This window comes from Microvirga medicaginis (genome assembly GCF_052658925.1).
In genome coordinates this window covers 124,097-137,491 of record NZ_JBQWEL010000006.1, presented here as the reverse complement: position 1 = coordinate 137,491, position 13,395 = coordinate 124,097, and the positions used below count along the sequence as shown (strand labels likewise).

At 62.4% G+C, this 13,395-nt stretch carries 13 protein-coding genes; 10 read left to right on the top strand and 3 right to left on the bottom strand.

Going from position 1 to position 13,395, the window contains the following annotated elements; translation table 11 throughout:
- Positions 1-19 precede the first annotated feature (19 nt).
- From ACUXUR_RS10505 to nudC, 3 genes are all read left to right on the top strand, one after another.
- Complete coding sequence (locus ACUXUR_RS10505) at positions 20-190, top strand: hypothetical protein (protein WP_445502295.1); 171 nt, start codon at positions 20-22, stop codon at positions 188-190.
- Between the two features lie 614 nt (positions 191-804).
- On the top strand, positions 805-1,215 hold the full coding sequence (locus tag ACUXUR_RS10500) for an HIT domain-containing protein (RefSeq protein ID WP_116527394.1): 411 nt from the start codon (positions 805-807) through the stop codon (positions 1,213-1,215).
- 4 nt (positions 1,216-1,219) lie between these two features.
- The gene (gene nudC, locus ACUXUR_RS10495) at positions 1,220-2,122 is read left to right on the top strand and encodes an NAD(+) diphosphatase (RefSeq protein ID WP_445502294.1); all 903 of its coding nucleotides are present in this window, start codon (positions 1,220-1,222) and stop codon (positions 2,120-2,122) included.
- Here nudC and ACUXUR_RS10490 read toward each other — a convergent pair.
- The 3 genes from ACUXUR_RS10490 to ACUXUR_RS10480 are packed head-to-tail and all read right to left on the bottom strand — an operon-like array spanning position 2,097 to position 4,257.
- Positions 2,097-2,666: a GNAT family N-acetyltransferase gene (locus tag ACUXUR_RS10490; RefSeq protein ID WP_445502293.1), complete on the bottom strand. Its 570-nt coding sequence runs from the start codon at positions 2,664-2,666 to the stop codon at positions 2,097-2,099. The two genes, nudC and ACUXUR_RS10490, sit on opposite strands and share 26 nt — an antisense overlap.
- Positions 2,663-3,517: a prephenate dehydratase gene (locus tag ACUXUR_RS10485; RefSeq protein WP_445502292.1), complete on the bottom strand. Its 855-nt coding sequence runs from the start codon at positions 3,515-3,517 to the stop codon at positions 2,663-2,665. The genes ACUXUR_RS10490 and ACUXUR_RS10485 overlap by 4 nt, the downstream gene beginning before the upstream one ends.
- Entirely contained in the window at positions 3,514-4,257 is a 744-nt protein-coding gene (locus ACUXUR_RS10480; protein WP_445502291.1) for a 3-deoxy-manno-octulosonate cytidylyltransferase, read from the bottom strand. Before ACUXUR_RS10480 ends, ACUXUR_RS10485 begins: the two co-directional genes overlap by 4 nt.
- A 269-nt stretch (positions 4,258-4,526) precedes the next feature.
- Here ACUXUR_RS10480 and ACUXUR_RS10475 point away from each other — a divergent pair, with 269 nt between their 5' ends.
- The 7 genes from ACUXUR_RS10475 (at position 4,527) to ACUXUR_RS10445 (ending at position 13,379) form a co-directional block, all read left to right on the top strand.
- On the top strand, positions 4,527-5,069 hold the full coding sequence (locus tag ACUXUR_RS10475; RefSeq protein WP_445502290.1) for a c-type cytochrome: 543 nt from the start codon (positions 4,527-4,529) through the stop codon (positions 5,067-5,069).
- A 138-nt stretch (positions 5,070-5,207) separates the two neighbouring features.
- Positions 5,208-7,052 carry an extracellular solute-binding protein gene (locus tag ACUXUR_RS10470; RefSeq protein WP_445502289.1) on the top strand — a complete coding sequence of 615 codons (1,845 nt, stop codon included), beginning with the start codon at positions 5,208-5,210 and terminating at the stop codon, positions 7,050-7,052.
- Positions 7,049-8,911: an extracellular solute-binding protein gene (locus ACUXUR_RS10465; RefSeq protein WP_445502288.1), complete on the top strand. Its 1,863-nt coding sequence runs from the start codon at positions 7,049-7,051 to the stop codon at positions 8,909-8,911. The genes ACUXUR_RS10470 and ACUXUR_RS10465 overlap by 4 nt, the downstream gene beginning before the upstream one ends.
- Positions 8,912-8,926: 15 nt before the next feature.
- Entirely contained in the window at positions 8,927-9,319 is a 393-nt protein-coding gene (locus tag ACUXUR_RS10460; RefSeq protein WP_445502287.1) for a DUF4260 domain-containing protein, read from the top strand.
- Positions 9,319-10,431: a microcin C ABC transporter permease YejB gene (locus ACUXUR_RS10455; RefSeq protein ID WP_445502286.1), complete on the top strand. Its 1,113-nt coding sequence runs from the start codon at positions 9,319-9,321 to the stop codon at positions 10,429-10,431. The genes ACUXUR_RS10460 and ACUXUR_RS10455 overlap by 1 nt, the downstream gene beginning before the upstream one ends.
- A gap of 159 nt (positions 10,432-10,590) precedes the next feature.
- On the top strand, positions 10,591-11,754 hold the full coding sequence (locus ACUXUR_RS10450; protein ID WP_445502285.1) for an ABC transporter permease: 1,164 nt from the start codon (positions 10,591-10,593) through the stop codon (positions 11,752-11,754).
- Positions 11,751-13,379: an ABC transporter ATP-binding protein gene (locus tag ACUXUR_RS10445; RefSeq protein ID WP_445502284.1), complete on the top strand. Its 1,629-nt coding sequence runs from the start codon at positions 11,751-11,753 to the stop codon at positions 13,377-13,379. Before ACUXUR_RS10450 ends, ACUXUR_RS10445 begins: the two co-directional genes overlap by 4 nt.
- Positions 13,380-13,395 lie beyond the last annotated feature (16 nt).

The following is a 13,395-nucleotide window of genomic DNA, read 5'->3' as shown; positions in this document are numbered from 1 at the left end:
TTCGGGCTGAGAACGCAAGTTGGAAACTTCTTCCTGTGGGTTCGTCACCGGTCTGCCGATCGAAGCCCGAGCTCCCGACGATCCGAAACTATCAAAGAGCCTGCGGGCGCGCGGCAGCGTCCTCGCGGCGTGGTGGCCCGAGGGTGAATGGGTCGAGGGGTCGCGCGAGGAGCGGTCCGGCTCGATCTGAGGTGGAAGCGTGGAACCGAACGGCTCCTCGCGCACGGCTTCTTTAGGCGGACACCGCATCGGTCGCTTGCGACATGCGGGCGGCCTCCTGCCCGGCGGCTGTGCGGTCAGCTCATCCGGCAGGACCGTGCCCCGGCTCCACAGTCACGACGCCTCGCGAGCGCGCCCCTCGGTGAGCCGGGACAGAGGCAACATAGTTCGGATTAGGATCATTGTCAAGAACAAAGTGAGAACATACCCTCGTCCGTTCCCTCCCTCTTGCGGGGAGGGGCAGGGGCGGGTGTGGTGCGACGGGGGTGAGGAGCTTACGTGTGAAGCGCAGGTCTCACCTCTCCCCAGCGGGAGAGGTCGGAGCACTGCTCCGGGTGAGGGTTGTGCCTTCTCCGGAAAGGGCATGCCCTCAGCTCTGCCCCTCTCCCACACGGGAGAGGGGGGGCGCAGTAGCAGCCTCGCATTCTCTGGAGCAGGCCCAACGCTTCGACTTTCCGCCCCTCACCCTCAACCCTCCCCGCAAGGAGCAGCCCCCCGCGCCCAGGTCTGCCCCCGATCTCGGATCGGCTGTGTCCTCCGGGATCATGGCTGACATCTCACCGCAACCTCGGCTAGATAGGCCTCATGACATTCCAGCTCGATTCCCGGCTCGAAGCCGACACGATCCCGATCGGCGACTTGGCTCTCTCTTCGGTCCTGCTCCTCAACGATGCCCGCTTTCCCTGGTTCGTGCTGGTGCCCCGCATCCCGAACGTCAGCGAGATCACGGATCTGTCGGAGGAGCACTACGCCCAGCTGGCCCAGGAGATCCGCATCGCGACCCGCGTGATGCTGGAGCTGTCCAAGCCCGACAAGGTGAATGTGGGCGCGCTCGGCAATATCGTGACGCAGCTTCATGTGCATGTGATCGGACGCTTCCGCTCCGATCCGGCATGGCCTGGACCCGTCTGGGGCCATGGCACCCGCAAACCCTACCCGGACCACGCGGCAACCGCCCTCATCGAGCGCGCCGCCGCTCTCTTTGCTGAAGCCTGACCCCATGACACGCCCCATCAGCTACATCACGAATCCACTCGTTCGCCACAGCGCGGAACGAGACCCCGAGGCTCTCGCCAATGCCGCGAAAGATTCGACGAGCGCTCTGGTTCTTTTGGCCGGGGACCAGCCGATCCTCCGGGCGGGAGAACCCGGAACAGGGCTTCTGTCCATCTCCACCTTGAGCCGCTTGGCGTCGCATAAGGAGCAGGTCTTCCTCGGGACCCTTCAGGACCGCCCCGTCATCGCGACCTTGGCCGCGCCTGAGGCAGCGGAGCTGTTCCAGGACGATCCGACCTATACCGTCACGGATCTGAGAACGATCGCCGTTCGCGGCCTCGTGCCGGCAGACGAACTCGGCATCCTCGCCATGGCGAAATCCATGCTCGACTGGCACAACCGCCATCGTTTCTGCGCCAATTGCGGAGCATCGACGCAAGCGGCTCAGGCGGGTTTCCGCCGCGATTGCACAGCCTGCGGCGCACAGCATTTCCCCCGCACCGATCCGGTGGTGATCATGCTGGTCACGCGCGGCGACAAATGCCTCCTGGGCCGCCAGCCGCGCTTCGTGGACAAGATGTATTCCTGCCTTGCCGGTTTCCTGGAGCCGGGCGAGACCATCGAGGCGGCGGTGCGCCGTGAGACCTTCGAAGAGGCTGGCATCCGTGTGGGCGAGGTTCGCTATCTCGCCTCGCAACCCTGGCCCTTCCCGTCGAGTGTCATGATCGGCTGCCACGCCGAGGCGATCAGCGAAGAGATCAACTTTGACCGTGAGGAGCTGGAGGACGCCCGCTGGTTCACCAAGGACGATGTGCGCCGCATGCTGGAGGGCACGCACGAGCAATTCGCAGCGCCCTCCCCGATCGCCATCGCCAATCACCTCATCCGGGAGTGGGTGAAGGGCTGAAGCCTCGGGCAGTGTCTGTCGGAATCGGCTCGAAGCGATACGCGATTTCGGTGAGCTGCTGACCGCGAATGTCGAAGACCTGCTCGGGTCCGACCTGGCCTCCGAGCGCTTCGTAGAAACGGCGGGCCGGGAGGTTCTCTTTCAGGGTCCACAGACCTACCGAGCCCAGGCCTTGGGCCGCAAGGTGATCGAACACGCCAGCCATGAGCCTGCGCCCGATTCCCTGCCGCTTGGCTTTGTCGAGAAGATAGATCGCAAACAGCTCGGCTTCAGTGGCGAGAAGACCCGCGCCCTCATTCCTGATCGGACCGCCACAGGCGAAACCGACGATTTCGCCGCCACAGGCCACGGCCACGAGCAATTTGGTTCGAGGGTCAGCCTGGGCCAGAGCGCCTTGCCACATGGTTTTCCGTTCTTCAACAGAGAGCCCTGCCAGCGCTTCCGGCGTCATGAAGTCCTTGTAGGATTCACGCCAGCCCTGGACATGGACCTTGGCGATGCCATCCACATCGCTCTCGATTGCGTCGCGGATCGCGATCGTCACTCAGCCGCTTCCTTGATCTTCTCGCGGAAGGGCGCTGCCGGATACACGCCGAGGATGCGGAATTCCCGGGAGAAGAAGTCGAGTTCCTCCAGGGCGCGCTTCAGATTTGCATCCTCCGGATGGCCGTCGACCTCGGCGTAGAACTGGGTCGCCAGGAACTCACCTTCGAGCATGTAGCTCTCGAGCTTCGTCATGTTGATGCCGTTCGTCGCAAAGCCGCCCAGCGCCTTGTAGAGCGCGGCAGGCAGGTTGCGCACGCGGAAGACAAAAGAGGTGACGGTCGGACCGTTGCCGGCCGGGGTCCATTGCGGCGTCTTCGAGAGGATGACGAAACGGGTGGTGTTGTGCGCCTCGTCCTCCACGTCCTCGGCGAGGATCTTCAGGCCGTAGATGCCGGCCGCCATGCGAGGCGCGAGCGAAGCCCGGGTCGGGTCCTTCCACTCCGCGACCTGACGCGCGGAGCCTGCAGTGTCGCCCGCGACATTTGCCTTCAGCCCGAGCTTGCGGATGATCTTGCGGCACTGGCCCAGCGCATGGACGTGGCTGTAGACGCTCCTGATCGTGCCGAGATCGGCCTCGGGCAGCGCCATGAGCTGAAAATGGATGGGCAGGAAGTGCTCGCCGACGATGTGGAGGCCCGATGTCGGCAGGAGGTGGTGGATATCCGCCACGCGGCCCGCGATCGAGTTCTCGATCGGGATCATGGCGAGGCCCGCCTGGCCCTCGTCCACGGCGGCAAAGGCGTCCTCGAAGGTCGGGCACGGCAGCACCTCCCAACCGGGATACATCTCCGAGCAGGCGATGTGGGAATTGGCTCCCGGTTCGCCCTGGAATGAAATAACCTGCTTCATGCTGTCCTCCGGGCCGCGATGATCTCGCGCGCTCTGTCCAGATCGTGGGGAGTATCGACACCGAGCGGCACGTCGTCGACGACGACCGCGTCGATGCGCATGCCGGCCTCTAGGGCCCGCAGCTGCTCCAGCTTCTCGCGCCGCTCGAGGGGGGACGGCGGCAGGCCGACGAAGCACTGCAGGGCCTTCCGGCGATACGCATAGAGGCCGATGTGATGATAGAGCGGGCCATCGCCATAAGGGGCCGTGGCCCTGGTAAAGTAGAGGGCGCGGAAACGGCCCGGCGAGACTTGCGTGCCGACCATCTTCACCACGTTGGGATTGGTCTTCTCCTCATCGCGCTCGATCACGGCCACCAGGGTCGCCAGATCGACATCCGGATCGGCAAGAGGGGTGATCGAGGCGGCGATGACGCGCGGATCGATGGTCGGAAGGTCCCCTTGGACGTTCACGACCACATCGTGCCGTCCCTCCGGATCGATCTTTTCCACAGCCTCGAAGATCCGGTCGGAACCGGAGGCATGGTCCGTCCGGGTCAGGACGGCCTTGCCGTGAGCGCGGACCACAACCTCGGCGATTTCAGGCGAGTCGGTGGCGACGACCACGGGTCCGACCCCGGCCTCCATGGCCCGGCGCCAGACATGCACGATCATGGGCTCGCCCGCGATATCGGCCAGGGGCTTGTTCGGCAGACGGGAGGCGGCAAGGCGGGCGGGAATGAGGACGAGCGGATCGGACATGGCGCAGTCTTTGAAGAGAAGCTGCGCGTCCTTAGCAAGGCAGGTCCCGTTTGTCATGGGTTCTGCGGCGATGAAGCCGGGGACCTCCTCCCTTCCTCCGGCGTTTGGGAACGAAACTGCGACTAATGGAACGGCAAAACCTGCAAGAACCCCATTGTCAAAACCCCTTCTCTACGGCTAAGCAACGCCGCGTATCCCGGGCGTCCGCCCGCGGAGCCGTTTTTGTTTGCGCTGGGTTTCGCCGTACCAAGGCGAGGAGAGCCTCACTTATGAATATCGAGACCAATAAGATCGCGGGCGCCGTTTTCGGTACGCTTCTCTTCGTGGTCGGCGTCAATGTCATCGCCGGCGGCCTGTTCTCGCCTCACAAGCCTGCCGTTCCGGGCTATGACCTCCCGGGAGCCGAAGAGGCTGCTGCCGGTGGCGCAGGCGGTGCTCCGGCCGCTCCGGCCCAGCCCCTCCCCGTTCTCCTGGCCAGCGCCGATCCGGCCAAGGGCCAGGCTGCAGCCAAGAAATGCGCCTCCTGCCATGACTTCACCAAGGGCGGCCCGAACAAGGTCGGACCGAATCTCTACGGCGTCGTCGGTCGTCCGGTGGCCTCGCACGAGGGCTTCAACTACTCCTCGGCCATGAAATCCCATGGCGGCGAGTGGACCTATGAGGCGCTGTTCGACTTCGTCCACAACCCGAAGAAGGCCGTTCCCGGCACAATCATGGCCTTCGCCGGCATTGCCCAGGACAAGGAGCGCGCGGATCTGCTGGCCTACCTGCGGACCCTGTCCGACAATCCGGTCCCGCTCCCGGCCCAGTAAGGCCAGACAGGCACACCAGAATTTACCGAAGCCGGGCCTTGTGCCCGGCTTTTGTTTTGCCCACTCTCCCTTGCGCTCGCTTCCGGGCGCACAAAATGTAACCTGACGACAGACGCCTCGTCCTTCAGGAGACGCCTTGTGATCCGTACCCTTCTGCCGAGCTTCCTGGCCGCCTGCCTTGCCTTCACCCCTCTCGCAGCCCAGGAAGCCCAGTGGCGGCATGGCGCGGCCCTCCTCGACGAGCCGAAATATCCTGCCGGATTCAAGCATTTCGACTACGTGAACCCGAACGCTCCCAAAGGCGGGCTCGTGCGGCTCGGGGCGCAGGGCACCTTCGACAGCTTCAACATCGTGGTCGCGGGCGTGAAGGGCTCCCCCGAACAGGGATTGAGCCTCATCTACGAAACCCTGACAACTCCGTCCTATGATGAGCCAAGCGCGGCTTACGGCCTCCTGGCCGAGGCTTTCTCGTATCCGGAGGATTATTCCTCCGTCAGCTTCCGCCTGCGCCCGGAAGCCAAGTGGCACGACGGGAAGCCGGTGACGGCGGATGATGTCATCTTTTCCTTCGAGGCCTTGAAGACCAACAGCCCGACTTATGCCTTCTATTATGCCAATGTCACCAAGGCAGAGAAGCTGAGCGAGCGCGAGGTCAAGTTCACCTTCAATGAGAAGGGCAATCGCGAATTGCCGCAGATCATGGGGCAGCTCACCGTGTTGCCGAAGCACTGGTGGGAAAGCGCGACTGCAGATGGGCGCAAGCGCGATATCACGCAGACAACCCTCGAGCCGCCGCTCGGCTCGGGCCCCTATCGCCTCAAGAATTTCGATACCGGCCGCAATGCGACCTACGAACGCGTGAAGGATTATTGGGGCTCCGACCTCAATGTGAATGTCGGACAGAACAATTTCGACGAGATCCGATACGAATATTACCGCGACGCAACCGTGTTGCTCGAAGCCTTCAAGGCGGATCGCATCGATTTTCGCTCCGAGAACAGCGCGCGCAACTGGGCGACGGGTTATGACTTCCCGGCCCGCCATGAGGGTCGCGTCGTTCTCGAGGAATTCCCGCTCCGTGCGTCCGGCGTCATGCAGGCTTTCGTGCTCAACCTGCGGCGCGACAAGTTCAAGGACGAGCGCGTGCGCCGCGCATTCAATCTCGCCTTCCCGTTCGAAGAGCTCAACAGGACCGTCTTCTACGGCCTCTACGAGCGTGTCGGAAGCTACTTCCACGGCCTTGAGCTTGCCTCGTCAGGACTTCCGGAAGGCAAGGAACTCGAAATCCTGGAATCCCTGCGCGACAAGGTTCCGCCATCAGTCTTCACGATGCCGTACAAGAATCCCGTCAACGATACGAATGACGCGATCCGCAGCAACCTGCGCGAAGCGGACCGTCTCCTGCGCGAGGCGGGCTGGAACGTCAAGAACGGCCATCGCGTCAACGCGAAGGGCGAGCCCTTGAGTGTCGAGCTTCTGAGCAGCAGCCCCAATGAGGAGCGGGTCTTCCTGCCCTACAAGGCCGTCCTCGAACGCCTCGGCATTGAGGTGACGGTCCGGAGCGTCGACGATGTGCAATACACCAATCGGACTCGCTCGTTTGATTTCGACATCACCACTGGCCTGTGGGGACAATCCCTATCACCCGGTAATGAGCAGCGCGAATTCTGGGGCTCCCAAGCGGCACAACGCGAGGGCTCGCGCAATCTCGCCGGCATTGCCGATCCGGCGGTCGATGCTTTGATCGACAGGGTCATCTTCGCCAAGGATCGTGAAGAGTTGGTTGCAGCCACAAAGGCTCTCGACCGTGTTCTGCTGGCGCACGATTACGTCGTGCCTCAATGGACGTCCTTGAAGCAGCGCACGGCCCGGTGGGACCGCTACAGCCATCCAGATGTGATGCCACGTTATGCAGGTTCTGCTTTTCCGACCGTGTGGTGGTACGACGAAGCCAAGGCTGCGAAGACCGGAGCACCTCGATGAAGGATTTAAGCCGCAGAACGATTCTCAAGAACGGCGCCGCGGCGACAGCGCTGTCTTTTCTTCCTCGCCATGGTCTGGCGCAGAATGGTGAAACGGAATCTCACGGCCTCTCCAGCTTCGGCGATCTGAAATACGGACCCGACTTCAGGCATTTCGATTACGTCAATCCCGCCGCGCCGAAAGGCGGCGCGCTTGTGCTGCAGATCAAACAGACCGGCGGCAACCAGAATTTCGATACGTTCAACACGCTCAACATCTATGTGCTGCGCGGCGATGGCGCTGCCGGCATGGGCAGCACCTTCGACACGCTGATGACAGGCTCCGCCGACGAGCCGAACACGATGTACGGCCTTGTTGCCAGGAACGTGCGCATCTCTGGCGACAAGCTCACCTATCGGTTCGCCTTGCGCCCGGAAGCCCGCTTTCACGACGGATCGAAGCTGACGGCCCGCGACGCGGCCTTCTCGCTGATGACCCTGAAGGGAAAGGGGCACCCGGTCTTTCGCGCAGTTCTCATGCAGATGGTCTCTGCCGAAGCTGAAGCCGAGGATGTGCTGCGCGTACAGTTTTCGCCCCAGCGCAGCCGGGATCTCCATCTCGTCGTCGCGAGCATGCCGATTTTTTCGGAGCGGTATTGGCAGGGCAAGGATTTCGAGGCCGCAACGCTCGAAGCTCCCCTCGGCTCAGGGCCCTATAAGGTCAGCCGCTTCGAGCAGGGGCGCTTCATCGAGTTCGAGCGCGTGCCCGATTACTGGGCGAAGGACCTCCCCGTGAATGTGGGGCAGAACAATTTCGACCGCGTGCGCTACGAATATTTCCGCGACCGCACCGTGGCTTTCGAAGCCTTCAAGAACGGCACGCTGAACTACCACGAGGAAGCAACCTCGCGCACATGGGCGACAGGCTATGATTTCCCGGCTGTGCGCGAAGGGCGTGTGAAGCGCGAGGAACTGCCCAACAATTCTCCTGCGGCGATCCAGGGCTGGTATTTCAATACAAGGCGCGAAGCCTTCAAGGATCCCCGCATTCGCCAGGCCATCGGGCTCGCCTTCGATTTCGAATGGACGAACGCGAACATCATGTTCGGCTCTTATCGCCGCACCACGTCCTTTTTCGAAAACTCCGACATGAAGGCGACCGGCCTTCCCTCTCCTGAAGAACTCGCGCTGTTGGAGCCCTTCCGCGAAAAGCTCTCGCCCGCCGCGTTCGGAGAACCCTATGTGCCGCCGGTCTCGGACGCCTCGGGGCAGGACCGGCAGTTGCTGCGCAAGGCTGATGAGCTTCTGCGTCAGGCCGGCTGCAAGCGTGAGGGCGGCGCTCTCAAGCTGCCCAATGGCCAACCCTTCACCATCGAGTTCCTCGACTTCCAGAACTCCCTTCAGCCGCATACCCAGCCTTTCCAATCCAATCTGAAGCGTCTGGGCATCGATGCGCGCTCCCGCATCGTGGATGCGGCACAATATCAGCAGCGCATGAACGAGTATGACTTCGACATGGCAAGCCGTGCTCTCGTCGGCACGACGACCCCCGGCGACGATCTGCGCGTGGTGTACGGCTCCCAGGCCGCGAAGACACCGGGCGGGCAGAACATCGCCGGCATCGACCATCCTGCCGTCGATGCCCTGATCGAAAAGATCGGCAACGCGGCAACCCGGGAAGAGCTGAACATCGCATGCCGGGCCCTGGACCGGGTGCTTCGGGCAGGCCATTATTGGGTACCCATGTGGTTCAAGGCCAGCGACTGGATTGCCTATTGGGACCAGTTCTCCCGCCCGGCGATGAAGCCACGCTTCAGCTCCGGCGCGCCGGGAACCTGGTGGTATGATGCCGAGAAGGCCAAGCGGATTGGACGAGGATAAGGTTTGGATACAGCTTTGACGACGAGAGCCGTTGCGGGCACGCCCCGCTTGCTTCTGCGCCTTGAGGGCCTGGTGCTCTTGGCGGCGGCCACATGGGTTTTTTCTCGGACCAGCCAGCCCTGGTGGCTCTATGCGGCTCTCTTCTTCGTGCCTGACGTAAGCTTTGCCGCCTATGCGGCGGGCTCCAAGTTCGGCTCCGTGGCCTACAATGCCCTTCACTCCACGATCGGTCCTACCATCCTGGGACTGGCCGGGCTTGCGCTCGGCTCGCTTCCACTCCTCGGCGTCGCCGCCATCTGGGCAGCTCATGTCGGCTTCGACCGCGCTCTGGGCTATGGCCTGAAATACGCCACCGGCTTTAGCGACACCCATCTCGGCCGCATCGGCCTTAAATCCGCAGGCGCTTGATGCTGGCTTATATCGCACGGCGTATCCTTCTCATGATTCCGACGATCCTCGGGATCATGCTCATCTCCTTCGTCATCATCCAATTCGCTCCCGGCGGCCCCGTGGAGCGCATCATCGCGCAGCTTCAAGGGCAGGATTCGAGCGCCACATCGCGCATCTCCGGCGGGGGCGGTGATGTCGGCGGCGCAAGCCAAGCACAGGGTGGAGGCGCAGCCGATGCCTCGTCCTCACGCTACCGCGGCGCGCAGGGTCTCGACCCGCAATTCATCAAACAGCTGGAAGCGCAGTTCGGCTTCGACAAACCGGCTCATGAGCGCTTTTTCAAAATGCTGTGGGACTATGCGCGCTTCAATTTCGGCAAGAGCTATTTCCGCGATATCTCGGTGCTGGAACTGATCAAGGAGAAGCTGCCCGTCTCCATCAGCCTCGGCCTTTGGATGACGCTTCTGTCCTATGCCATCTCGATACCGCTCGGCATCAAGAAAGCGGTCAACGATGGCACCGCTTTCGACATCTGGACCTCGGCTGTCGTCATCATCGGCTATGCGATTCCGGGATTCCTTTTCGCGATCCTGCTGATCGTTCTTTTTGCGGGCGGCTCCTTCTGGCAGATCTTTCCGCTGCGCGGGCTCACCTCCGAGGGCTGGGACTTCATGCCGTGGTACATGCAGATTGCCGATTACTTCTGGCATCTGGTGCTGCCCATCATTGCCATGGCGCTGGGCGCCTTCGCCACCTCGACGCTACTGACCAAGAACTCATTTCTCGATGAGATCCGCAAGCAATACGTGCTCACCGCACGCATGAAGGGTCTTTCGGAGCGACAGGTGCTCTATGGCCACGTCTTCCGCAATGCGATGCTGATCGTGATCGCAGGCTTTCCGGGAGCCTTCATCGGCGCGTTCTTTGCAGGCTCGCTGCTGATCGAGACGATCTTCTCGCTTGATGGACTTGGGCTCCTCTCCTTCGAGTCCATCGTGAACCGCGATTATCCGGTGGTCTTCGCCAATCTCTACATTTTCTCGCTGCTGGGCCTGGTGGTGAACCTGATCTCCGATCTCACCTATACCTGGATCGATCCGCGGATCGATTTCGAGACGCGGGAGGCGTGAGATGATTTGCTCCCCCTCTCCAATCTGCTTCCTCAAGATCACATGTGCCCGTCATGGCCGGGCTTGTCCCGGCCATCCACGTTTTGGGAACCACGGCGCCTCAAAGGCGTGGATCCCCGGAACAAGTCCGGGGATGACGACTAAAGAGGGAGGCGTGAGATGAACGAGAACGTTCCCGTCGCCTCTCCAGCCGCCGCACCCGTCGCGCCGCCCCTGCCGCGCCAGGGTCTCGTCAAGCTCTCGCCGCTCAACCGGCGGCGGCTGCAGAACTTCAGGGCGAACCGGCGCGGCTATTGGTCGTTCTGGATCTTCATGGTCCTGTTCGTGTTGAGCCTGTTCGCGGAGTTCATCGCGAACGACAAGCCGATCCTCGCCTCCTACAAGGGCGAGCTGCTTTACCCTGCCTTCGTCGACTACCCGGAGGAAAAATTTGGCGGCTTCCTGGCACAGACCGATTACCGCGATCCCGTGATCGCGAAGGAGATCCAGGATAACGGATGGCTGCTCTGGGCCCCGGTCCGTTTCTCCTACAGCACGCATAATCTCGACCTTCCCGTTCCCGCTCCCGCCCCGCCCACCTGGATGCTCACTGACGAGCAATGCCGCCCCATTGCGGAACGCAATGGCGGCACGGGCTGCAAGGACATCGAGTGGAACTGGCTCGGCACCGACGATCAGGGCCGTGACGTGGTGGCCCGTCTCATCTACGGCTTCCGCATTTCCGTCCTATTCGGCCTGATCCTTGCCGGTATTTCCTCGATCATCGGCATCCTTGCCGGCGCGGTGCAGGGCTATTATGGCGGCTGGGTGGATCTCATCGCGCAACGCTTCATCGAGATCTGGACCGCCATTCCCTCGCTTTATCTTCTCATCATCATCTCGGCGATCATCACACCGAGCTTCTTCGTGCTGCTCGGCATCCTGCTGCTCTTCTCCTGGGTCTCGCTGGTAGGCGTCGTGCGGGCGGAGTTCCTGCGCGCGAGAAACTTCGAATATGTGCGCGCAGCTAGAGCTCTGGGCCTGTCGAATACCACCATCATGTTCAAGCATCTCCTGCCGAACGCGATGGTGGCGACGCTCACCTTCATGCCCTTCATCATCAACGGCTCGATCACGACGCTGACCTCCCTCGACTTCCTCGGCTTCGGCCTACCGCCAGGCTCGCCCTCCCTCGGCGAGCTGCTGGCGCAAGGCAAGGCCAATCTTCAGGCGCCGTGGCTTGGTCTTGCAGGCTTCTTCGTGATCGCCCTCATGCTCAGCCTTCTCATCTTTGTCGGCGAGGCGGTGCGCGATGCCTTCGATCCGAGAAAGACGTTCCGATGACAGAGCCTCTGCTTTCCGTCCAAGATCTCTCAGTTGCGTTCCGCCAGGGCGAGCGCGACATGCTGGCGGTGGATCGGGTCTCGTTCGACATCAAGCCGGGCGAGACCGTGGCGCTGGTGGGCGAGTCAGGCTCCGGCAAATCGGTCTCGGCTCTCTCGATCCTGAAGCTCCTGCCCTACCCGTCCGCGCATCATCCCTCCGGCCGAATCCTGTTCAAGGGCAAGGACCTGATCGCCTTAAGCGAGGATGAGATGCGCCGGGTGCGCGGCGACGACATCACCATGGTGTTCCAGGAGCCGATGACCTCGCTCAATCCGCTCCACACGATCGATCGCCAGATCGGCGAGATCCTCAAACTCCATCGCGGTCTCTCGGACAAAGAGGCGCGAGCACGCACGCTGGAGCTGTTGCAACTCGTCGGCATCCGCGATGCGGAGAGCCGCCTGAACGCCTATCCGCACCAGCTCTCGGGCGGCCAGCGCCAACGCGTCATGATCGCCATGGCGCTTGCCAACGAGCCTGATCTCTTCATCGCCGACGAGCCGACGACGGCACTCGACGTGACGGTGCAGGCGCAGATTCTGAAGTTGCTTGCGGAACTGAAGGCAAGGCTCGGCATGTCGATGCTCTTCATCACGCACGATCTCGGCATCGTGCGAAAGATCGCCGACCGCGTCTGCGTCATGTTCAACGGCAAGATCGTCGAACATGGCACGGTCGCTGAGGTCTTCGATCATCCGCAGCATCCTTATACGCAGAGGCTTCTGGCAGCGGAGCCGAAAGGCCGCGCCAACCCCGTGCCTGCGGATGCCCCGACCATCGTCGAGGCAGGGCCGATCAAGGTCTGGTTTCCGATCAAGCGCGGCTTCTTCCGGAAAACCGTCGGTCACGTGAAGGCCGTGGACGGCGTATCGGTTCGCGTGCGCAAGGGCGAGACGGTCGGCGTTGTCGGCGAGTCGGGCTCCGGCAAGACAACGCTGGGACTCGCTATCCTGCGCCTCGTTCAGTCCGAGGGCCCCATCGTCTTTCTCGGCAACCGGATCGACGGATTGCGCGCGCGGGACATCCGCCCGATGCGCAAGAATCTCCAAGTAGTCTTCCAGGATCCTTACGGCTCGCTCTCGCCTCGCATGTCGATTGCCGAGATCGTGGAAGAGGGCCTGCTCGTCCAGGACAAAGGCCTCTCCTATTCCCAGCGCCGCGACGTGGTGGCGCGAGCGCTGCACGATGTGGGCCTCGACCCGGCCACCATGGACCGCTACCCCCATGAATTCTCCGGCGGCCAGCGTCAGCGCATCGCGATTGCCCGCGCCATGGCGCTGGAACCGCAATTCATCATGCTGGACGAGCCCACCTCCGCCCTCGACATGTCGGTGCAGGCGCAGATTGTCGAGTTGCTGCGCGATCTTCAGAAGCGGCGGCATCTCGCCTATATGTTCATCAGCCATGACCTGAAGGTCGTTCGCGCTCTCGCCAATCATGTGGTGGTGATGCAGAACGGCCAAGTTGTTGAGGAAGGGTCGGCCGAGAATATTTTTGCCGCACCTCAGACGGATTATACACGGGCTCTCTTTGCGGCGGCCTTCAACCTGGAGACGGTCGGGACCAACGCCGTCAGGCAGTGACGCTCACTATTAAAAT